The following is a 21,445-nucleotide window of genomic DNA, read 5'->3' as shown; positions in this document are numbered from 1 at the left end:
AGTTCAAATATAGGAACTGATTTTGAACTCGCAAGAAGTTCTACGAAATATTTCGTAATTAGGTTTCTGAAAACGACTCACAGCGGGGTTGGTGTCAACTATAGTATACACCAAACTGGTTCGAAAAAAGTAATGAAGGCAGAAAGTCTTATCAAGAGACGAAGAACTCGAGCATAAAGACGCTTTCTCCATGATCTCCAGCATAATCGACGACCTTTCCACGCAGTCTTCTCGTAGCCTTTTTTACCAAATAAAGTCCTAGGCCGTTCCCCTGCGAAATCGAGCTGCCCCTGAAAAATGGTTCGTATATTCTACTTCTGACTTCGAGCGAAATGCCAACACCATTATCGCTGATCAATATTTTCCAACCGCCTTCAGTTGGTTTGACGCCGATACTGATGATAGGCTTATCTTTTCCTTCATCGACAAAAATAAAAGCATTCTCTATCAAATTGGTCAGTATTAACTGCAAAAATCGTGGGTCGGTTGAAACTATCATGTCGTCAGGCACATTTACAATCAATTGAGTCTTTAGTGCCGAGAAGTCTTCGCCAAAGCCAGCGATCACTTCCTCTACAACTTCCCTCAAATTTGTCTGAGTAATAGTTGGCTCCAAAGTGTTGACCTCATGGATATATGTCATTTTCAGCAACATTCTGTCCATTTGCTTGGCAGTCTTTCCAACCTTGGAAAAAAGATCATTCGTTTCTGAATCTTTGCTTATTGTGCGGCCCAATGAATCGAGTCCGATCAATGTGGTAAGCGGGCGTCTGAAATCGTGCGACAGCCTATAGATAAAAGTATCAAGTTCTTTCACCGTGCTGGCCAATCGCCTGGTTCTCTTTTCAACTTCTCTTTCAAGCTCTTTATTGAGTTTAATTTTAAGGCGGTTACTTCTGATCACAACAACTGATAAGGCTATAGCGAGAAAAGTGATGAAAGTGCCACCGAAGATAATCAAGTTCTTATTTTTGAGCTCTTCGTCTTTGAGGAGGTTCTCCTTTTCCAACAGCTTAACTGTTTCAAGTTTGGACAAGAATTCAAAATTGGAGTTCAGAAGCGCAAGATCTTTTGATTTCTTGATTCCACTTAACGAGTCCGCCATCCTGTCATATATATTTCTCAGATCGATGGCTGTTTTATACTTACGCATTTCGTAGGCGAGTTCAGACCTTCGTTTAAAATAGCTTGGGAGCGAAAGGTTATTAGAATTGATAACGTAGCTCGCCGAATCAAAGAACTTTTCAGCCTCTTGAAACAGGTTCTGTTTTTGATGCAACTGAGCTAAAGAAAGATAAGTAGCTGCAACACTCGAAAATGCTTTGTATTTTTTGCTGATCCCCAGGTCGTACTGCAGAAGGGCTTCGGCTGTGTCCAATTTGTTTTGTCTAAGCAAAACATGTCCCATATTACCCGTAACCAGCCCATTCCAAAACTCATCCTGCCTGGCCTGGGCAAAAATCAGCGAGACTTTATAGTTATCCAATGCTTCATCAAACTCCTCCATTTGCAAATGGCATAGTGCCATTGTATTGAAGGCCCTCATTACGTCGAATTGTAAATAGTCTTCCTGTTCAAGCCATTCTTCAATAGAATAGATACTTACGCCATTTTGCATTGCCAGAAGCGCTTCCTCAAAGTTGTCAGACGAGTATTGCAGGTTTGCAATCGCAAAAGAAATCTGAAACAACAATGCTTTTTCGGATGTCTTGGCACAAGCTTCTTCGGCTTTAAGAAAACTCTCCAGAGCCTTTGTCTTCTCGCCACTTGCAAGCAGAATCCTTCCTGATTCGAAAAGTGCCAAAGCCTTCTCATAAAGAAATTGCTTTTGATCTGCCTCAGCAATCGCATCCTGAAGTTTAATAAATCCGTCAGCGTTTGAGGTGCGTTTTAGAATAAGCCCCAGGACGATTTTGAGGTTTACAGCATTTCGATACTCACGCTGCGCCTCTTGTTTCGTTATTTCTTCATTTAGCAATAAGACAGCCTGATCAGTTTTCAGTTTGGCAAGTTTCTGTCTAAGTGTTCGGAAAAAGTCGGCGTTATAACCACTTGCATTGGGGATGAACAGGCTGTCAGTCTCGCTGGCGCTGGCACCATGAAACAGAATAAAGAAGGAAACGCAAAGGAAATACTTACTAAACGGCATAGAAATTCTCTTCTGGAAAAAGAGCGCCGCAATCAATAGATTCTTCGATTTTTGGCTGGATAAAATTAGGAAATGTAATCTACATAAAGGCACAATAACGGCATTACCTGACATATTTGCCTGACTCCGGGCGTCTTGCTCCCCGGCCATGTAAGTTTACATGTGTGCAACTGTATTTTTTTGCACCTTTTCTTTCGACAATTAATCAACTGATGTACACAATAACTTTATGGCTAGCAAGGCTGGCGCTGTTTTCAACATTAATAAGTTGCCAACCCAGGAAAGTGTACGATCTGGTCATTCTTAACGCACAGGTGTACGACGGCCTCGGCAATGAGCCCATCCTCAGTGACATTGCCGTCAATGGCGACACCATTGCCGCTATTGGGAAGCTAAAACACGGCGGCAAAGATACCATCGACGCTTCTGGTCTGGCTGTGTCTCCTGGCTTCATCGATCTTCACACACATATTGAACGGCTATTGAAAATTCCTTCAGCCTCTTCCCACCTGAGGCAGGGCGTCACCCTCACCCTGGGCGGGCCCGATGGCCGCAGCCCGTGGCCATTTCAACCCTACCTCGATTCACTTGCTGAAATCAAGCTGGGCCCCAATGTCGCTTATCTTGTAGGACACAACACCGTAAGAAGCAACATCATGGGCTTGGAAGACAGGCAACCTACCCCAGCAGAACTCACCGCCATGAAAGCACAGGTTGACACAGCCATGCAGGCCGGTGCCTTCGGAATATCGACGGGTCTTAAGTACCTGCCCGGGGCATTTTCAACAGTGGACGAAGTCATTGAGCTATCAAAAGTTGCAGCGTCGCACGGCGGAATCTACACCTCGCACCTCAGGGAAGAAGGGCTTGGACTGATTGACGGGGTTCAGGAGGCCATTCAAATTGCACAAGAAGCCAAAATTCCTGTGGTGCTTACCCACCACAAAGCCATTGGACTACCCATGTGGGGTGCCAGTGAAAAAACACTGGCCATGGTCGACTCTGCCAGGGCCATTGGCCTCGACGTGATGATGGATCAGTATCCATATACTGCCAGTCAGACGGGTATTGCAGTACTCATTCCAGCCTGGGCAATGGAAGGCGGGATTGAAAAGTACAGAGCCAGACTAAACGACAAAAAAACAAGATCGGACATAAAGGCTGATGTAGAATTCAATATCCTTAACGACAGAGGGGGTGGAGACTTGAACAGAGTACAGTTCGGTAGGGTTACATGGAAGCCCGAGCTGGAGGGAAAAACCCTGAAGGACTGGGCAGAAATGGAAGGGCTTAAGCCCACAGTTTCCACAGGTGCTGAGCTGGTAATGAAGGCACAGGAAAACGGGGGAGCCTCGTGTATTTTCCACGTTATCAGCGAAGAAGATGTGCAACGGATCATGCAACACCCTATGGCCATGGTGGCCAGCGACGGTTCGCTGGTAGAGCCAGGAGATGGCCATCCGCACCCCAGGAGCTATGGCACTTTCCCAAGAGTGCTTGGGCATTATAGCAGAGACCTCGGCGTCATTCCCATGAAAGAAGCTATAAGAAAAATGACATCCTTACCAGCTGCCCGGCTGGCCCTGACTGACAGGGGAAGCATAGCAGTGGGCAACTACGCCGACCTGGTCATCTTCAATCCTGAGACCATTGCCGACAAAGCAACTTTTGAAAATCCTCATCAGTATCCGGAGGGGATTAGTTATGTTATCGTCAATGGTATAATCTCCGTAAGGCCAGATGGATCAATCAACCCCGGGGCGGGAAGAGTACTGAAAAAGGTAAATAACTAGTGGGTGAATTGGCCGGTATTTGCAAACTTACTAATTAGTAAGTAAGTTTGCGTTGTGGCACGCCTTGATACACGTCAGCAGATACTGGATTTGGCTGAAGACCTCATCCGCAGCAAGGGATACAACTCCTTTAGCTACCACGAAATATCTCATACGCTGGGTGTGAAAAATGCAGCTGTTCACTACCACTTCCCAACGAAAGAGGTACTGGGCCTTGAAGTAATCAGGAGTGCTATACAACGGTTCAAAGACTTCAAGGAAGAAACCGCCTCATTGTCGCTTGAGGAACAACTGGATGCCTTCATTCAAACCTATTCAATAAACTCAGAAAATGACAAAGTCTGCCTCGTGGGTGCCATCAGTGTTGAATTCTACGGGTTACCAGAGAATATGACGAATGTGATGAAGGGGCTTACACACCTTATTCATGACTGGGCCACCAATCTTTTGGCAATAGGGAAAGCCGAAGGTATGTTTACGTTCGACATGAAACCCGAAACGAAAGCAACAATGATCATTACCAACCTTGCGGCGGGAGTGCAAATAGCCAGGCTCATGGGGAATGAGACTTTCAGTGATTTGATTAAGGGCATCAAAATCGATCTGGGAGTAAACCAATAAAACCATCTGAAATGAATATTAACTCTTACATACAACCATGCAACATCCTCAACGAGTAGTTATCACTGGCCTTGGTGCCATTACCCCGCTTGGGAATTCAGTAAAGGAGTTTTGGGACAACCTGGCGGCTGGAAAGTCTGGCGCTGCCAATATCAAACATTTCAATGCAGAGAAGTTCAAAACCCGCTTTGCCTGCGAGGTAAAAGACTTTGACCCCAGCCCTTACCTCGAAAGAAGTGAGCTTCGCCGCAATGACTTGTTTTCTCAATACGCCATTGCAGCTTCAGAGCAAGCCATCGCTGATTCAGGCATACTGAATTTTGAGGGGCTTAACAGAGACAAAGTAGGTGTCATCTGGGCATCGGGCAATGGCGGGCTGCTTACCCTTCAGGAAAACATTATGGAGTTTGCTCTGGGCGACGGCACGCCGAGATTCAACCCTTTCCTGGTTCCCAAAATGATCGTCGACATTGCAGCTGGTTTAATCTCCATGCGCCATGGCTTCCGTGGACCCAACTACACGACCGTATCGGCCTGTGCAAGCTCCAACACCGCCATCATCGACGCCTTTAACTATATCAAGTGGGGTAAAGCCGTGGCATTTGTCACCGGAGGGTCAGAAGCGGCGGTAAATGAAACCGGTGTGGGTGGGTTTGGTGCTATGAAAGCCCTTTCGACAAGAAACGAAAGTCCAGAAACTGCTAGCCGCCCTTACGACATCGACCGTGATGGCTTCGTGATCGGCGAAGGAGCTGGAGCACTCATCCTGGAAAGCCTGGATCATGCGACCAGGCGTGGCGCCACTATTTATGGCGAAGTTGTGGGCGGCGGCATGTCGGCCGATGCGTATCACCTCACGGCGACTCACCCGGAGGGCGAAGGAGCTGCTCTGGGCATGCGGGCAGCACTGGAGGATGCTGAAATAAACCCGGAGTCCATTGACTATATCAACACACACGGAACCTCAACACCAGTGGGTGATCCCAGCGAATTGAAAGGAATCATGTCAGTATTTGGCGACCACACCAAAAAGCTGAATATCAGCTCCACCAAGTCTATGACAGGCCACTTGCTAGGCGGGGCAGGGGCGATTGAGGCCCTGGCGGGGCTCATGGCTATCCAGAAACAGTTGGTGCCTCCTACGATCAATATCCAAACACTGGATCCTGAGCTGCCGCAAGGCTTGAACCTAACGGTTGGAACGGCTCAGGAACGAAAGGTAGACTATGTGATGAGCAATACCTTCGGCTTTGGTGGACACAACGCCACAGTAATTCTGAAACGGTTCAGCTAGAAACTATTAATTACCGAAAGTTTAAAGGCATCCCGATTGGGGTGCCTTTTCTGTTTTTTACGGCGCCAAAAAAAAAATTCACTCGGCTGTTTGAATTTTAAAACTAATCGATTAGTTTTATTCTTAATTAATTAGTTTTAAAATTTCCATGAAAGAGCTGGCAAGAGTTGAAGAGCAGATAATGAAAATATTCTGGGCCCTGAAGAAGGGGTTGGTGAAAGACGTTCTGGAGAAAATGCCCGAACCAAAACCGGCTTATAACTCCGTGCTCACCACGGTGAGAATTCTGGAGAAAAAAGGGTTCCTGTCGCACAAGGCTTACGGAAAGACCCACGAATATTTCCCTCTTATAAGCAAAGAAAAATATACCGTCTTCTACCTCAACAACTTCCTAAAGGGTTACTTCAATGGGTCTTTTGAGGGGCTAGTCTCCTTTTTTGTTAAAGAAAACAATTTATCTGAGGAGGAAATTGAAAAATTGATGGAGGAAGCTAAAAACCAGCAAGAATGAACAATTACCTTTCTTACCTAATCGAAGCGAATATTGGCCTTCTTCTTTTCGCATTGGCCTACATAGTCTTCTTGCGACAAGAGCAAATATTTCTTTTAAAGCGTCTGTTGCTCCTCGGCATGATGACTGCGGCGGCAGTGCTGCCATTGCTGTCTTTCCATACAGCCTTTAGCTCGCTGCCAACTGACCCGATGGGCATGAATGGATATTACCTACCTGCCATTCTGCTGACTGCAGAAAAAGCCACTACACCAGCAACACACGAATCTCTCAGCCTGCTGACCATCTGCCTTTGGGTATATTGGGCCATAGTCTCAGTACTTTTTATTCAGTTTACATTAAGAATAGCTGCCTTGCTGAAACAGCGATCTACTGGCCGTTTCGTAAAAAATGTCGGGTCGGTGAAAGTTTACGAAGTGGATAGCACCGACTATGCCTTTTCTTTCTTCAACCATGTCTTCATTGGGCAGCTAAGCGATTTGGATGAGCACTCTAAAAATAAAATAATTGCACATGAACTAGCGCATTACAAAGAATGGCATAGCCTGGACATTCTTTTTGTGGAGCTCCTGCGAATCCTATTCTGGTTCAATCCTTCCATTTATATGCTAAAAAAAGCCCTCGTAGAAACCCACGAGTACCGAGCCGACGAGTTGTCGATAAGTAAAGGGGAAGAGCAGCTGTATTGCAGCCTTATTGCCAGGCTGGCTCTGACCGGAGCTGGCTATCACATAGCGAATCACTTCAATAAATCTCTTACATTAAAAAGAATTGCCATGATCAAGTCAATGAAACAAAAAACAGGGTGGTGGAAGCTGGCAGCGTTTGCTCCTATCCTGGGTGCATTTTTTATAGCTGTCTCCTGTCAAGAGCAAGGCGACAGCACTGTAGCAAATCAGTATCCCAAGGAGGTGCAAGCTGACATACCCACCTTCAGAAAAATGTACCCTGATAAAGAATTCGTTTACATGGAGCTATCCGCAGACGAAGCCAGGAGTTCATTAGGGGATGGATATATTCTTTTAAAAACCTACGCAATATCAGAAGACAAGCAAGGTTACCTCTTGGCCAGCCTTACAGGCGGAGAGGTATTTACCTTAGTAGAAGAGGTTGCCCAATATCCAGAGGGAATACAGGCACTCTATCAATTCATGTCTTCAAACCTAAAGTACCCAGCAATCGCTAAAAATAAGGGCACAGAGGGCAAAGTACTAGTAGAATTTGTAGTTGAAAAAGACGGACGAATCACCAATCTGAAAATCACCTCAGGGATAGGCGATGGATGTGATGAAGAAGCCATGAGGGTAATCGAAACTTCTGCACCGTGGACACCCGCACAACAACGTGGAAAGAAAGTTCGTCAACGAATGATTTTGCCCATCAATTTTTCGCTCACCGCCAATACTAAATCCGATGCTCCCAGTCACGCTACCCTTGTGAATGATAAGTTTGTGATCGATAGCTATCAGGTGAAACAAGTCGGCAACATAAAAGAGATAACTGGCAAAATAAAACTAGAATCAGGGGAGGCAATACCCGGCACCAATATTATTTTGGCTGGAACAACCGCTGGTACCGTTTCGGATCGTGACGGTTCATTCAAACTACAAACTTCGCTCCAGAGCGGTGAAGTGGTATTCTCATTCGTAGGCTTCGACACCAAGAAACTAGCTTTTTAGAAATCGGTACTAAAACTTTAGTGATTAATGTAGCAAAGGATGCGTTCGGAAAAATGACAGTTTATTCAATTTGGCTGCATGAATATGCGCTCTAGTGTTCCAGTATTCACAAGGCGTGGCAAATTGTTAGCGTTTATCATTTTGCAATCATTCAGCAGTCAGGAGGTATTGAGGTATTTTTTGCTTTTACTGAGAAATACATTGTCAAATTCAGCTATCATTTCCTTAAACCTGTAGATTCTTCATCCAAAAATCAAACTTATCGGAACTACAGTTGGTACTGTCTCTGACCTCGACGGAACATTTAAGCTGGTAACTGAAGTTGAAAGTGGTGATCTGATCGTTTCATTCGTAGGGTTTAAAACTCGTAAAACCGCTTTTTGATTATTTCCATGTTGTCAAATTGATATCGTTGGGCAACAGAGGATAGACAGTTATTTTTGGATACCTTGATTTGTGCCCGCTATTTTGAGTGGGCATAATTCGTTATCAATAGTTCAACATGAAACAATACCCCGAACCAACAGTTGGCGCTATCATTTTCAACCCCGAGAACAAAATCTTGCTATGTAAGTCAAAGAAATGGGGTGACAAATATGTTTTCCCCGGCGGTCACATAGAGCTGGGCGAAAAAATGGAAGATGCCCTGGTAAGAGAAGTAAAAGAAGAAACCGGTCTTGACATCTTTGACATCCAGCTAATCAGCCTGCAGGAAGCCGTTTACAGCGACACATTTGAAGCCCAAAAGCACTTCATATTTATCGACTTCCTTTGCAAAACCAACTCCTCTGAAGTGGTTTTGAATGACGAAGCGGAAGAGTTTGAATGGGTACCACTTGAAAAAATTGAAAGCTATGACCTGGGCGGATTTACGAGACGGTTTTTTGAAGAGTTAAGAAAAGAACACTCTACGTTCAAAGTAAGTCTGCTCTACAATTACATATAGATGCTGAATACTATGAAAACTGGCCCCCGATACTGTGAGGGCCATTTTTTTATTCTTTCATCAGCATATCGAAAAGAAACTGCTTTCTCGAAGGGCCATTTCGGTTTCTGAAAAACACCCCTACGGCGTCGTGTTCAACAAAATAAAGCAGGAGCGATTCCATGCCCACCTCGCCACCGCTGTGCCCAAAGGCGTCGCCATAGTCAGTATCCTTCCAATAACTCAACCCAAGGGTGTATCCGCAAACTCCTTCGTCAATAGCATCCGGTCCGCAGGGAACAAACATCATCTCACTCAAAGATTCCTCTTTCAGTAAACCTCCGGAGAATAGTCCACGGGCAAAAGCCGTCAAGTCCTGCACGGTGCTCACCACACCTCCTTCCGGTGTGCCTATCACGTCGTCGTCATATTTAGACGACTCAATCAGCACACCCTTGCCACTCAGGTCAACATAGTTCTTGGCCCTTCGGGAATTTCTGAAGTCCACCATATAGGTATCCACTAATCCCAAAGGGTCAATTACTTTCTCCTTCACCACGGCTTCAAACGGCTTTTGGGTCACCTCCGCAATTATCCAACCAAGTATGACATAACCCGAATTACTGTAATTCCACCCTTCTCCTGGGAAAAAATCGGCCTTCTTGCCGTAGTTATACTTCCGCAGCGCCTCCTTTGCCGAACGCTTAATCGACGACGGGTCATTCATCATGTCAAGAATATACGCTTGCATGTAGTAGTAATCTGGTACACCGGCGGTGTGGTTCAATAGCTGCCTCACCGTCATTACGTCAACGTGCTCAATATTCCCTCTCAGCTGCGGTAAATAGGTGCTCACCTTTTCGTCGATGTCAATTTTGCCATCTTCCTGTAGCAATAACACTGTGGCGGCAGTAAACATCTTGGAAATGCTTCCCGTCTGAAACTGATGGCAGGTTTGCATAGCAGTACCACTTTCCATGTCGGCTTGCCCGGCGGCCCCTACCCAGGTGTTCCCGGGTTGACTGATCATGGCCACCACACCCGGGCTCCCAGTTTCAAGCCAGTATTCCCGCAGCAGTGAATCATAAAATAATGCATTAGGCACATCGTATGCACTCGTATTGCAATCCGACACCTCAGGACCTGGCGCCACATCTCCCACACAGGAGGTCAGTAACAGGCAGCCGAAAACCAATAAAAAATAGACAAGCTTATTCATTTTGGGAATGTTAAAAGTTGGACGAAAGAGGAATTCTCGCTCCTATGTGAAGCAAGTGATGAGGAAAAACTGGTGTATACTGATTTCGCACCAGTTCGGCTATCGTTTGCGTTTCAGCAAAGACTGCCATTTTCAGGTTTGAACGCTTGGCCAGATTGTAGCCAATCCCAAGCGAGCCTGTGAGAAGCCAGGGGGAATAAAATGCATGACTCTCCCTGGTAAAGGTTCCGTCACCATTGTCTTTGTAGCCCGTTTGGGCCATCTGGTTGAATGACTTGCCGGCCCCAAATGAAAAATGCGCTTCAAAGCCACCATTAGCGGCAATGCGGATGGTGGGTGCCGTCGACACTATCCAGGAATGCTGCATGCGCTTGTGCACATACCAGCCCAGGTTGACATCCTGACCGACGCCAAATATACCTTTGGTAAAGTAGCTCCATTCTGTGCCCACCCTTACACCGTACGATAACGAAGGGTTGGGCACACCCGACAGGCTATGACCAAACCCCTGGCAAAGCACACTTACTTTTAGCGACGGCAGTTGTTGAGCTTCTGTTGCATGCTGGCAACCCAAGATGGCGAACAACAAGCAACTGATCAAAAGCATCTTTCTTTTTAAGTTCCGTTTCATTCTTCTGAGTTTTTTTTGACAGAGCGTTTTACGTCACAAAAGTGCCTCCGTTAGCTTGCTGCAGCTTTTTTAAGAATGAAAGAACAAATTGAGCGCCCGAAGTGACCTTTTAGGCACCTGAAAGAACAGCCAAAAAAATCCCAACAAACAGATTTAGCGAAAAACTATATTTGTGAAATATGGAGCATCGTTCACATCGCTACCAGGACAAGTGGCTTTGGCTGCTTGTCCCCTTCTTTGGGGTGCTTTACCGCCATACAGGGGAGACGGCTTCGCTTAAAGACCTGCTCAGCACCCCGATTTACTACCTCGACATAATCACCAGCATATTGGTGATCGGCATTATTTTTACAGTCACAAGGGCAACCATTGTACACTTCGACAGAAGAGTGGCCTGGGAGGATCAAACAGCGCTTCGGGGATTTATCCAGGGGTTTGTTGTGTACGGGTTTACTGTGCTGCTAACTGTGCTGGTGAGCTTTTTCTACAACGAATTCTTCATGACCAGGCCTCCAGAGTTCAATGTTGCCATAGTTTTTGCTTACGATGTGCCTTTTGCCTGCCTGATGGTCACCATCATTCAAATGGCCTACGGTCTGCTCTATATGAGAGCACATTACGAGGCGAAGCTCGAGCAAAAAGCAGGAGCCCAGGAAACAAATACCGTATCCAGAAAAACGATTTTGGCCAACTTTGGAAAAGCTAAGGTGCCACTCCCAGCCTCTACTATTGCTTACGTACACAAAGTAGGCGACTTTAGCACACTCCAAACTTTCGAAGGTAAGGAGTACACTTTAGATGACACGCTCGACCAGTTGGAACAATGGCTGGAAAAAACTGATTTTTTCAGAATCAACCGGCAGTGCATTGCTCAGCGGAGAGCCATCGTCTCTATGAAAAATGACCCAACAGGTAAAGTACTGTTAAAACTATCGCCGAGCCCGCCTGAAGAGATAACTGTGAGTAGGAAAAAAGCGCAGGAATTCAGAAGTTGGATGCAGCAATAAACAAACCCTGATTAGTCTCACCCAAGATGCTTTATCTTACACAACTCATTTACCTCAAAGAAGGCAAAGAAGACGTCTTCGATCAGTTTGAAGCTGTAGCCATTCCCCGTATCCCTCTCTACAACGGAAAGCTGCTTTTCAGACTTCGGCCTACAAGGGAGTCGTACATTGATCTTGACATAGAACAGCCCTACGAAATTCACTATGTGAGCTTCGAATCGCAAGCCGATTTCGAGGCCTATATGAAGGACGAGGAAAGAAAGAAATTTCTACACCTGAAGGAAGAATCCATCAAGTCGGTGACTTTGATAAAAGGGGAGAAACTATAGAGTGGCAGTTAGCTGTATATTGTAGCAAAAAAAGATGAAGAATTTCAGTCTCTTAACTGCGGTAGTCGTTCTCCTTGGCAGTGCGGCATGCGATGATAAAATTAAAACTAAGACAGAGCCTGTTCTACTGATCTTCGACACGGACTTTGGACCGGACTACGATGATGTCGGAGCGATCACCCTCCTCCATGCATTGGCCGACAGTGGTCAGGTGAATTTTCTGGCGACCGTTGCCAGCTGTAGCCACCCGAACGCAGCTGCGGCCATTGACGTGTTCAACACTTACTTTGGAAGGCCAGGCTTGCCCATCGGCGTTCCTAAAGGGCCATCGGTAGCCGACACCGACAAGCAGCACTGGACCGATTCGGTAACTGCTAATTACCCCCACCGGCTACAGTCAAATGATGAGGCACCAGACGCAGTGGAGGTCTACCGCAAGGTACTGGCAGCCCAACCCGACGGCAGCGTGACCGTCGTTACGGTGGGCTTCTTTACCAATCTTGCCAACCTCCTCAATTCGGCTCCCGACGAATTCAGCGACCTCACCGGCAAGCAGCTGGTATCCAAAAAGGTAAAGCAGCTGGTAAGCATGGCTGGTTGGTTTCCAACTGGGGCAGAATATAATGTAAAAAGAGACCCTATCGCATCGATGCAGGTAATGGAAGAGTGGCCGACCCCCATCCTTCTTAGCGGATTTCACATTGGGCAAAAAATAAAAACCGGACTTCCCCTGATCAATAACGCAGCCATCAAAAACAGTCCTGTGAAAGATGCGTTTCGCATTGCCATTCCATTGGATCCACAAGACTCAGCAGGGCGCATGAGTTGGGATCAAACGGCAGTATTGGTAGCTGTAAAAGGCTACGATCCCTACTACAGCATTGAATCAGGCCACATGTCCGTCGACTCCACTGGCACCAACACCTGGGACACAGGCGGTAAAGGCCATGCTCGTCTGGTGGAGAAAATGGAGATCAGCAAAGTCAACAAGTTGATTGATGAGTTGATGATGTATCAGCCAAAAAAGTAAAATATCAGGCCCGCTGAATCGTCTTGCTCATCGAGGTAATAACTGCCACCAGGCTACCAATAACAGCGATGAATAGGAAAGATGCACGCAAGCTACTGGCCTCGGCAATAAAACCGATAAGTGGCGGGCCTAAAAGAAATCCGAGAAACGAGATAGAACTTACCATGGTCAGCGCCATGCCAGCTGACATGGTTTTTGATTTGCCAGCCACCGAATAAGCAAGGGGCACTACCGAAGACACGCCAAAGCCCACCAGAAGAAACCCAATCAACGCAGTCGCAAAATAGGGCAAAGCCACTGCGAACAGCAGGCCGCTGGCAATGAGGATGCCACTGGCTTTCAACACCGTGCCTATGCCGAATCTATTCGTGAGTCGGTCGGAGATAAACCTACCCCCTGCCATGGTCATCATGAAGGCACTGAAACCCAGCGGAACCCAAGCCTCCGGAGCTTCCACCACCTTTTTGAAATAGACACCGCTCCAGTCGAACATACAACCTTCACTCATCATACCACACATCGCAATAAGGCCAATCTTGACCAGCGTTCCGTCGGGTTTTACCCATTTGAACTTACCGGTGTTCCTGTTCACATCTTCTTTCAGGGTATGCGGGTAGTTAATTGATAGAATTACTACTACCAGTGCCAACATGATCAGATAGTGCATCTGAGGCTCAACGCCAAGCGCCACCATCAAAGTACCGATGCCCGCTCCGGTAAAACCCGCCAGGCTCCAGGTGCCGTGAAACGAAGCCATAATGGTTCGCCCGTAATGTGTCTGAACACCGATGGCTTGTGTGTTCACAGCTATATTCACGGTGTTGCCAAAAAAGCCATAGATGAAGAGCCCAACACTTAGCATAGCTACACTGGAAGAAAAGCCAAGAAAAGGCAAGGTAAGAGCGTATCCAAGTGTTGCCACCAGCACCACCAGGCGGCTACCGAGCTTATCGATAATAACTCCCGAAAACGGTAACGAAGCAAGAGAACCTAAAGGCAAAACCAACAACACACCGCCAAGCGCTGCTTCGCTAAGTCCCAGTTTAAGCTGAATATCAGGTATTCGTGCTGCCCAGCTGGAAAAGTTAAGACCGTGCACAAAAAAGATAGAGGCCACAGCAATCCGAAGCCTTGTTTTATTCAAAATTACAGAGGAAGTTTGGTCGGTCATATCCATAAGGATCAACGTCATTGAGTTAAGAGGTTAACGATCAATATCACCCTTCTAACCCCAACCCTAAAGGGAGAACCCAATGCTAGTTGAGCCCTTTAGGGAATGCAAGGGTAAAATGCTCTTAACTCAATGGCATGCAAAAATCATCAAACCGATGCATGCATGAAAGCTTCAATGGGTATTTATCACCGAAACCGATTGTATTAGTACCATTTACACCCATTTCAAAATATATTCGCCTATCATTCTTAGTTTATGACGCTTCGCATTTCAGTTTGGTCCGGCCCACGCAATGTTTCCACGGCTTTGATGTATTCTTTTGCCCAACGGCCCGACACTGCGGTAGTGGATGAGCCGCTGTACGGCTATTACCTAAAAGTGACTGGTTCAGAGCACCCCGGGAAAGACCATTTGCTGGAAGTTTTGGAAAAAGATCCTGACAAGATTATCTCTAAAACTATCCTGGGCTTTAACGATAAACCGGTCTATTTCATCAAGAACATGTGCCACCACCTGACAGGCCTTGATGAATCATTTCTCGATGACCTCGTCAACCTTTTTCTCATTCGTGACCCAAGAGAAATGCTTCCGTCGCTTGTCAATCAGCTACCTCATCCCATCCTGCGTGACACCGGCCTTGACAAGCAATTGGAGTTGTACCAAAGACTCAAGGCGTCCGGTAAAGAAACATTCATTTTCGACTCCAAAGACCTTCTGCTTAATCCGGAGGGTATGCTAAGAGCATTTTGCAGCTTTGTCGGTATCCCGTTCTACAAACAAATGCTGGCCTGGGAGGCCGGCGCAAGGCCGGAAGATGGAGCCTGGGCTCCCTATTGGTACGACAACGTGCACAAGTCGACTGGTTTCGCCCAATACACCCCTAAAAATGAGAAGATCCGGCCCGACCTACAGCCGCTGATGGATGAAAGCATTGAACTATATGAAGAGCTTTACAAAAGTGCTGTCAAAGTGTAAATTGCATCAAGAAATAGTTAATGGTTAATAGTATGCTCAAGGTTATTAACCAATAACTATTAACCCATTGCCAATTATCCATTATCTGTTGTACACTATTAATTGTCCATTACCGTCCTCCTCCCCTAATAACGTTTAATCAATAACCATTAACTTTCTCCTCATGGATCCAAAATTACCTAACCCAAAAAACAACGATATCAGAGTATACATCAACGGTGAATTTTATGCCCGTGAAGACGCCAAAGTGTCGGTGTTTGACAGCGTAGTGCAGGGGGGAGATTCAGTATGGGAAGGCTTGAGAGTGTACAACGGGAAAGTGTTTATGCTGGACGAACACCTCGAAAGATTAGTCAACTCGGCCAAGGCTATGGCTTTTGCTGGTACACCAACGAAAGAGGAAGTGAAAAAGGCTGTGGTAGAAACGCTGAAAGTGAATGGCATGATGAACGATGCCCATATCAGGCTGACTCTTACCAGAGGCAAAAAGATTACCTCCGGCATGAATCCAAAATTGAACCAGTATGGCCCCACGCTCATTGTGCTGGCAGAATGGAAAGCCCCTATTTATACCACCGAGCAGGGCCTGACACTGATTACGTCCTCCATCCGCCGGAACTCTCCTCAGTGTCTGGATTCAAAAATCCACCACAACAACCTGATCAATAATATCCTGGCGAAGATCGAAGCCAACCATGCTAATTGCGACGGTGCTGTGATGCTTGACCTGAATGGCTATGTGAGCGAAACCAACACCACCAATATTTTCTTTGTGAAAAAGGGAGAGCTCATCACACCGTTCGCAGATTTCTGTCTGCCTGGTATCACCAGAGCACTTATGCTCGAACTAGCCGATAGAAATGGCATGAAGTGGAAAGAGAAGAACGTGACCATTGCCGAAATGTACACCATGGATGAGATGTTCACCACTGGAACAGAGGGTGGCCTAGCTGCCGCTGTGGAAGTAGATGGTAGGCAGATTGGGGATGGAAAAGTTGGGCCTGTGACTAAACAGTTCCAGAAATGGCATGAAGAAGAGACAAGGGTGCGGGGAGTAAAAATTGGTTGATTTTTAGCAAAAAATACTAAGTATTTATATTCCGCCCCCAACCATTTCGTTCTTCTAATATTCTTATATTTATCTTAATAAGGATACCCTATGAGAAAATTAGTTGCACTGCTGTCTATTTCTGGTCTGATTATTTCATTCTCATGCAGCAAAGAGGATTTTTCGGATGAACCGCTGCTCCCTTATAAGCTTGTTGGCTATCCAAAAGAGTCTGGAGTCGACATACGGTTTACCCGGCCCGGTCATGGCTTGCTACCAGGAGCTCTTAGCCAACTCCCCCAGAAGGTAAACAGACCAGAGTCCTACGATATTTTTATTTCTAAAGAACCTGGCATCGATTTCAGACGAACTGCTACTCAGTTCACAAACGAAAACAGAATTTCCCTTAATGACCTTGAAAACGGGATACCCTACTACATTACCGTAAGAGCCAACAAAAGAGGGTTCTCGTTAGTGCAATACGACACTATTATGGTAGTGGCTTCAAAGCTGAAGCAGACACGCAGTATTTCCTGGCGCTACGACCAGGCACAAAAAATCACTTTCTCCCCTACTACCGACAGTGCGGCTTTTATTGCGCAAATAACTTACAGTGGTTGGAGCGAAACGCCCGATTTATATATCTACCCTTACTACAATGAATCCGTGCAGGTGGGCAAAAACATTGCAGAATGCGAATGGTCACCATCCGGGGAATTGATAGCAGTTCTAAAGAAAATGGATGACAGTAATTCGATTGATAAAAGCCTTAAACTCTCGGTCTACACTATTAAAGCCAATTCATTCAACGATTTGTCTGTACAATCCGAATCTTTAGCGTCAATTGAGTTTTCTGCGGACAGTAAATGGATTTACTATGTAGATGACAGCGAGAACAACCTGATTTGGAGGATCAAAACTGATGGACAACAAAAGGAGATGGTTGTTGGCAGACAAACTGCTGGTCTCGAGAAAACAACTGGCTTTGAAATAGATAGAATCAGCATCCACTCCAATGGAGAGGATATTTACTTTTCTGGATCACAAAACGAGGTTTCCAAAATCTACAGGTATAACCAAAAGTCCGGGACAGCAGAAGTCGTATTAAATGATCAATGGTCATCATTCTCTCCATCGTTATCTCCGGATGGACAAAAATTGGCTTTTTACAGCACAAGAAGCGGTCAAAGGGCGCTTTGGGTTTACGAGTTTTCAAACACAAGCTACCGGCAGCTAACTGGTTTTGAAAGAGGTGGGTGGTTCGATCAAAAAATAGACTGGCTATCAAACACTGAATTGTCTATCGGAAACACCCTCATACAACTCTAAGCGGTGATTGAGCACTTGCATTTAAGCCTGGCTTGATCGGTAAAAGCATTCTCATTTTTAACACTTAATCTGACGTTTTTTTTCATCTTTGCCCCCTTATTCTCAAGCAAAATGAAACTATTCGACGTTTACCCTCTTTTCGACATCACGCCGGTAAAAGCACTGGGTTCCTGGCTGTGGGACGACAAAGGAGACAAGTACCTCGACCTCTACGGAGGTCATGCGGTTATTTCCATCGGTCACTCCCATCCGCACTATGTAGAGAGGTTAAGCGAGCAACTTTCGAAAATTTCATTTTACTCCAACAGCATCAAGAATCCGCAGCAGGAACAATTGGCAGAAAAGCTGGGCAACATGTCCGGGTATCCCGACTATCAGCTTTTTCTTTGCAATTCAGGTGCAGAAGCAAACGAAAATGCACTGAAACTCGCTTCGTTTGTTACTGGCAAAAAGAAGGTCATTGCGTTTGACAAGGCCTTCCACGGTCGCACATCCGGCGCTGTGGCCGCCACTGACAATCCAAAGATTGTGGCCCCCTTCAATGCTGGTCACGAAATCGTCTTTTGCCCGCTCAACGATGAGCAAGCTTTCACCGAAGCGCTGGATGGCGATGTCGCTGCGGTCATCATAGAAGGCATACAGGGCGTAGGAGGCATCCGCATGCCCAGTGATTCCTTCCTACAGTTCATTGATAAAAAGTGTAAGGAGAAGGAATGCATTCTCATTCTCGATGAAATTCAGTGTGGCTATGGCCGTACCGGTAAATTTTTTGCTCACCAGTACGCAGGCATCAAACCTCACATCATTACCACTGCCAAAGGGATGGGCAATGGCTTTCCCGTGGGAGGCGTGCTCATTCACCCCGACATCAAACCGTGGAGCGGTATGCTCGGCACAACATTCGGCGGCAACTACCTGGCAGCCGTGGCTTGCCTGGCCGTGCTTGAGGTGATGGAAAGCGAGAAATTAATGAGCAATACGCTCTCTCTCGGCAGCCAGTGGATCAAAGAAATTCAGGGTCTTGTTGGCCCCCAAAATGTAAGAGGTCGGGGCCTTATCATAGGATTTGACTTACCTGACACGAAAACAACGGTGAGAAAAGATTTACTCATGAAGCATCACATCTTCACAGGCGAGGCAAAACCCAATACGATCCGCCTCCTTCCCTCGCTTGCCTTAAAACCCGAAGAGATCGAACTATTCGCTACGGCATTAAAGGCAGAGCTATCCTGAAAGTGTTGACAAACGTCCTCAAATATGGATAGTTAGTCTATTAGTAAAACAATAGGGTCGCTATCCCGTTATCTGTACCAACACATAAACTGATTGTACTATGAAAAAACTTCTTACACTAATTTTCGCAGTGGCCAGCACACACCTTTTTGCACAAAGCTGGGAGTTGGACAAATCTCACACCAACATCAAATTCACAGTTACTCACATGGTTGTTTCTGAAGTCGATGGGACTTTTGGGGATTTCTCGGGAACAGTGACTGGTGGTGACGATAAATTTGTTGGCGCTGTCGTTGAGTTCACTGCTCAAGCTGCGTCTGTTGATACCGACAACGAGAGAAGAGACACCCACCTGAAATCCGATGACTTCTTCAATGCAGAAAAATTCCCAACCATCAAGTTCAGCGGCAAAATCGTGAATGAGGGAGGTAAGTATTACCTGGCAGGAAACTTCACCATGCGTGATGTAACTAAGCCAGTAAAATTCGATGTTAAGTATAATGGCAAAGTCGATACAGGAAGAGGCATGAAAGCTGGCTTTAAAGTGACCGGCGCAATCAACAGGTTTGACTACGGGTTGAAATGGGATGCTGCGCTTGAAGCTGGCGGGCTCGTGGTGGCCGACGAAGTTCAGATTACTTGTAATGTTGAGTTGAATGCTCCGAAAAGTTAATTAACTTTGTGGAGGTTTCCATTTTAACATAACCCGAGAATCACCCTAATTTGATTATAGAAAGGCAGGCTAGTCCTGCCTTTTACTTTTTCCGAGTGATTGGGTTATAGCGTCCAATCAAATTTCATTAAAGTTTAATTATTTCAGTTTTAGGCCTACCTTTGTGTCCCGAAAGAATATTTCGGAACTCACCTCTTATGTCCAAAGCAAAATACATCTTCGTAACGGGCGGCGTTACGTCTTCACTAGGCAAAGGTATTATCTCAGCATCTCTCGGCAAGTTATTGCAGGCCAGGGGTTTTCGGGTAACTATCCAAAAGTTTGACCCTTATATTAATATCGATCCGGGTACATTAAATCCCTACGAGCACGGTGAGTGTTACGTAACTGATGATGGCGCAGAAACCGACCTTGACCTTGGCCACTATGAAAGATTTCTGGACATAAAAACCTCACAGGATAATAACGTCACTACCGGGCGTATATATAACAATGTGATCACCAAAGAACGTCGGGGTGATTTTTTGGGAAAGACCGTTCAGGTGGTTCCGCACATTACTGACGAAATAAAAAACAACTTTTACAAGCTGGGAGAAACAGGCGACTACGATATCGTCATTACTGAAATCGGAGGTTGCGTAGGCGATATTGAGTCGCTTCCTTTTATTGAAGCAGTTCGCCAGGCAAGGTTTGAATTGGGTATCAATAATTTTGTATCCATCCATCTGACACTTATTCCTTATCTGAAGGCTGCAGGCGAACAAAAAACCAAGCCAACGCAGCACTCTGTAAAACAACTGCTGGAGGCTGGTATCCAACCAGACATCCTTGTTTGCAGGACTGAACACACCCTTACCAGCGAAATCCGCAAGAAGCTGGCGCTTTTCTGCAACGTGGCCAGCAACTGCGTGATAGAAGCACAGGATGCTGAGACCATCTACGATGTGCCTCTTCTCATGAGAAAAGAAAAGCTGGATGAAAGAGTACTCACCAAGCTGAAGCTTTCTCACAAGAAAGAACCTCAAATTGACCAGTGGAAGGAATTCCTGGGCAGACTTAAGAATCCGACAGATGAGGTAAGAATCGCCCTTGTGGGTAAATATGTGCAACTCAAAGATGCCTACAAGTCTATTGCAGAAGCATTCGTACATGCAGGAGCGCATAATGAGTGCCGTGTGGAGCTGTCGTGGATTAATTCTGAAGAACTTGACGGCGACAATGTGGTGCGCCTTTTGAAGGACAAACATGGCATTTTAGTAGCACCAGGATTTGGTGAACGTGGCTGGGAAGGCAAGCTTCAGGCGGTAAAATATGCCAGAGAAGACAAGATTCCATTCTTTGGAATTTGCCTTGGTTTGCAGTGTGCTGTAATTGAATTCGCAAGAAACGTACTAAATATACCGAAGGCCAACTCAACTGAGATGGATCCGAAGACAAAAGCACCCGTCATTGATATGATGGAAGCTCAGAAAAAAGTAACCAAAATGGGTGGTACCATGAGGCTGGGTGCATATGCATGCGAGCTGAAGAAAGGTTCCAAAGCTTTCTCGGCTTATGGTCACTCAAAAATTATGGAGCGCCACAGACACCGTTATGAGTTTAATAGTAAATACCTGGAGCAATTTGAAGAAGCAGGATTTCTTGCTACGGGTATAAACCCCGACACTAAGCTTGTGGAAATAATGGAATTGAAAGACCATCCATGGTTTGTTGGTAGTCAGTTTCACCCGGAGCTTAAAAGCACCGTGATGAACCCCCATCCTCTTTTTGTCCGCTTCGTAAAGGCTGCTCTTGCCTTCAAAAAAGAAACATATAAATAAAACAT

General features: G+C 45.9%; 20 protein-coding genes. 16 read left to right on the top strand and 4 right to left on the bottom strand.

Annotation, left to right across the window (positions count from 1 at the left end):
• Positions 1-151: 151 nt before the first annotated feature.
• A complete protein-coding gene (locus RIF36_RS23120; RefSeq protein WP_350120432.1) occupies positions 152-2,149 on the bottom strand; it encodes a tetratricopeptide repeat-containing sensor histidine kinase in 1,998 nt (665 codons plus the stop codon).
• 212 nt (positions 2,150-2,361) lie between these two features.
• On the opposite strand from RIF36_RS23120, the gene RIF36_RS23115 reads away from it, so the two are divergent.
• The 7 genes from RIF36_RS23115 (at position 2,362) to RIF36_RS23085 (ending at position 8,993) form a co-directional block, all read left to right on the top strand.
• The gene (locus tag RIF36_RS23115) at positions 2,362-3,942 is read left to right on the top strand and encodes an N-acyl-D-amino-acid deacylase family protein (protein ID WP_350120435.1); all 1,581 of its coding nucleotides are present in this window, start codon (positions 2,362-2,364) and stop codon (positions 3,940-3,942) included.
• Between the two features lie 54 nt (positions 3,943-3,996).
• Positions 3,997-4,563: a TetR/AcrR family transcriptional regulator gene (locus RIF36_RS23110; protein ID WP_350120438.1), complete on the top strand. Its 567-nt coding sequence runs from the start codon at positions 3,997-3,999 to the stop codon at positions 4,561-4,563.
• Between the two features lie 37 nt (positions 4,564-4,600).
• Complete coding sequence (gene fabF / locus RIF36_RS23105) at positions 4,601-5,857, top strand: beta-ketoacyl-ACP synthase II (RefSeq protein WP_350120441.1); 1,257 nt, start codon at positions 4,601-4,603, stop codon at positions 5,855-5,857.
• Positions 5,858-6,005: 148 nt separating this feature from the next.
• Positions 6,006-6,368, top strand: a complete 363-nt coding sequence (locus tag RIF36_RS23100; protein ID WP_151997073.1) for a BlaI/MecI/CopY family transcriptional regulator — start codon at positions 6,006-6,008, stop codon at positions 6,366-6,368.
• On the top strand, positions 6,365-8,047 hold the full coding sequence (locus RIF36_RS23095) for a TonB family protein (protein ID WP_350120444.1): 1,683 nt from the start codon (positions 6,365-6,367) through the stop codon (positions 8,045-8,047). Before RIF36_RS23100 ends, RIF36_RS23095 begins: the two co-directional genes overlap by 4 nt.
• A gap of 237 nt (positions 8,048-8,284) precedes the next feature.
• Positions 8,285-8,431 (top strand): carboxypeptidase-like regulatory domain-containing protein, encoded by a 147-nt coding sequence (locus tag RIF36_RS23090; RefSeq protein WP_350149692.1) that lies wholly within the window; start codon positions 8,285-8,287, stop codon positions 8,429-8,431.
• A gap of 118 nt (positions 8,432-8,549) precedes the next feature.
• Positions 8,550-8,993 (top strand): NUDIX domain-containing protein, encoded by a 444-nt coding sequence (locus RIF36_RS23085; RefSeq protein WP_350120447.1) that lies wholly within the window; start codon positions 8,550-8,552, stop codon positions 8,991-8,993.
• Positions 8,994-9,042: 49 nt separating this feature from the next.
• Here RIF36_RS23085 and RIF36_RS23080 read toward each other — a convergent pair whose 3' ends face one another.
• Complete coding sequence (locus RIF36_RS23080; RefSeq protein ID WP_350120450.1) at positions 9,043-10,191, bottom strand: serine hydrolase domain-containing protein; 1,149 nt, start codon at positions 10,189-10,191, stop codon at positions 9,043-9,045.
• 10 nt (positions 10,192-10,201) lie between these two features.
• Positions 10,202-10,822 (bottom strand): hypothetical protein, encoded by a 621-nt coding sequence (locus RIF36_RS23075; RefSeq protein ID WP_350072042.1) that lies wholly within the window; start codon positions 10,820-10,822, stop codon positions 10,202-10,204.
• Between the two features lie 179 nt (positions 10,823-11,001).
• Here RIF36_RS23075 and RIF36_RS23070 point away from each other — a divergent pair, with 179 nt between their 5' ends.
• Genes RIF36_RS23070 through RIF36_RS23060 form a run of 3 tightly spaced genes read left to right on the top strand, consistent with a single transcriptional unit; the run spans position 11,002 to position 13,188 of the window.
• Entirely contained in the window at positions 11,002-11,829 is an 828-nt protein-coding gene (locus RIF36_RS23070; RefSeq protein WP_350072041.1) for a LytR/AlgR family response regulator transcription factor, read from the top strand.
• 26 nt (positions 11,830-11,855) lie between these two features.
• Complete coding sequence (locus RIF36_RS23065) at positions 11,856-12,158, top strand: DUF1330 domain-containing protein (protein ID WP_350072040.1); 303 nt, start codon at positions 11,856-11,858, stop codon at positions 12,156-12,158.
• 34 nt (positions 12,159-12,192) lie between these two features.
• Positions 12,193-13,188, top strand: coding sequence for a nucleoside hydrolase (locus RIF36_RS23060; protein WP_350120453.1), 996 nt, complete (start codon positions 12,193-12,195; stop codon positions 13,186-13,188).
• Between the two features lie 4 nt (positions 13,189-13,192).
• On the opposite strand, the gene RIF36_RS23055 is transcribed toward RIF36_RS23060, so the two are convergent.
• A complete protein-coding gene (locus RIF36_RS23055) occupies positions 13,193-14,380 on the bottom strand; it encodes an MFS transporter (protein ID WP_350120455.1) in 1,188 nt (395 codons plus the stop codon).
• A gap of 237 nt (positions 14,381-14,617) precedes the next feature.
• On the opposite strand from RIF36_RS23055, the gene RIF36_RS23050 reads away from it, so the two are divergent.
• The 6 genes from RIF36_RS23050 (at position 14,618) to pyrG (ending at position 21,440) form a co-directional block, all read left to right on the top strand.
• A complete protein-coding gene (locus RIF36_RS23050) occupies positions 14,618-15,337 on the top strand; it encodes a sulfotransferase-like domain-containing protein (RefSeq protein WP_350120458.1) in 720 nt (239 codons plus the stop codon).
• Between the two features lie 163 nt (positions 15,338-15,500).
• Entirely contained in the window at positions 15,501-16,406 is a 906-nt protein-coding gene (locus RIF36_RS23045; protein ID WP_350120461.1) for an aminotransferase class IV, read from the top strand.
• A gap of 90 nt (positions 16,407-16,496) precedes the next feature.
• Positions 16,497-17,714 carry a DUF5050 domain-containing protein gene (locus RIF36_RS23040; RefSeq protein ID WP_350120464.1) on the top strand — a complete coding sequence of 406 codons (1,218 nt, stop codon included), beginning with the start codon at positions 16,497-16,499 and terminating at the stop codon, positions 17,712-17,714.
• 111 nt (positions 17,715-17,825) lie between these two features.
• On the top strand, positions 17,826-18,947 hold the full coding sequence (locus RIF36_RS23035) for an aspartate aminotransferase family protein (RefSeq protein ID WP_350120467.1): 1,122 nt from the start codon (positions 17,826-17,828) through the stop codon (positions 18,945-18,947).
• 100 nt (positions 18,948-19,047) lie between these two features.
• Complete coding sequence (locus RIF36_RS23030; RefSeq protein WP_350072033.1) at positions 19,048-19,620, top strand: YceI family protein; 573 nt, start codon at positions 19,048-19,050, stop codon at positions 19,618-19,620.
• A 197-nt stretch (positions 19,621-19,817) separates the two neighbouring features.
• On the top strand, positions 19,818-21,440 hold the full coding sequence (pyrG, locus tag RIF36_RS23025) for a CTP synthase (RefSeq protein WP_350072032.1): 1,623 nt from the start codon (positions 19,818-19,820) through the stop codon (positions 21,438-21,440).
• Positions 21,441-21,445: the final 5 nt, after the last annotated feature.

The organism is Imperialibacter sp., from assembly GCF_040222815.1.
In the GTDB taxonomy this organism is placed as follows: Bacteria; Bacteroidota; Bacteroidia; order Cytophagales; family Cyclobacteriaceae; genus Imperialibacter.
This window is presented reverse-complemented; position numbering and strand designations above follow the sequence as displayed.

Coding starts and splice junctions, on each gene's coding strand:
- RIF36_RS23120 (WP_350120432.1), bottom strand. CDS start 2,149: ATGCCGTTTAGTAAGTATTTCCTTTGCGTTTCCTTCTTTATTCTGTTT.
- RIF36_RS23115 (WP_350120435.1), top strand. CDS start 2,362: ATGTACACAATAACTTTATGGCTAGCAAGGCTGGCGCTGTTTTCAACA.
- fabF (WP_350120441.1), top strand. CDS start 4,601: ATGCAACATCCTCAACGAGTAGTTATCACTGGCCTTGGTGCCATTACC.
- RIF36_RS23100 (WP_151997073.1), top strand. CDS start 6,006: ATGAAAGAGCTGGCAAGAGTTGAAGAGCAGATAATGAAAATATTCTGG.
- RIF36_RS23095 (WP_350120444.1), top strand. CDS start 6,365: ATGAACAATTACCTTTCTTACCTAATCGAAGCGAATATTGGCCTTCTT.
- RIF36_RS23085 (WP_350120447.1), top strand. CDS start 8,550: ATGAAACAATACCCCGAACCAACAGTTGGCGCTATCATTTTCAACCCC.
- RIF36_RS23080 (WP_350120450.1), bottom strand. CDS start 10,191: ATGAATAAGCTTGTCTATTTTTTATTGGTTTTCGGCTGCCTGTTACTG.
- RIF36_RS23075 (WP_350072042.1), bottom strand. CDS start 10,822: ATGAAACGGAACTTAAAAAGAAAGATGCTTTTGATCAGTTGCTTGTTG.
- RIF36_RS23070 (WP_350072041.1), top strand. CDS start 11,002: ATGGAGCATCGTTCACATCGCTACCAGGACAAGTGGCTTTGGCTGCTT.
- RIF36_RS23065 (WP_350072040.1), top strand. CDS start 11,856: ATGCTTTATCTTACACAACTCATTTACCTCAAAGAAGGCAAAGAAGAC.
- RIF36_RS23060 (WP_350120453.1), top strand. CDS start 12,193: ATGAAGAATTTCAGTCTCTTAACTGCGGTAGTCGTTCTCCTTGGCAGT.
- RIF36_RS23055 (WP_350120455.1), bottom strand. CDS start 14,380: ATGACGTTGATCCTTATGGATATGACCGACCAAACTTCCTCTGTAATT.
- RIF36_RS23050 (WP_350120458.1), top strand. CDS start 14,618: ATGACGCTTCGCATTTCAGTTTGGTCCGGCCCACGCAATGTTTCCACG.
- RIF36_RS23045 (WP_350120461.1), top strand. CDS start 15,501: ATGGATCCAAAATTACCTAACCCAAAAAACAACGATATCAGAGTATAC.
- RIF36_RS23040 (WP_350120464.1), top strand. CDS start 16,497: ATGAGAAAATTAGTTGCACTGCTGTCTATTTCTGGTCTGATTATTTCA.
- RIF36_RS23035 (WP_350120467.1), top strand. CDS start 17,826: ATGAAACTATTCGACGTTTACCCTCTTTTCGACATCACGCCGGTAAAA.
- RIF36_RS23030 (WP_350072033.1), top strand. CDS start 19,048: ATGAAAAAACTTCTTACACTAATTTTCGCAGTGGCCAGCACACACCTT.
- pyrG (WP_350072032.1), top strand. CDS start 19,818: ATGTCCAAAGCAAAATACATCTTCGTAACGGGCGGCGTTACGTCTTCA.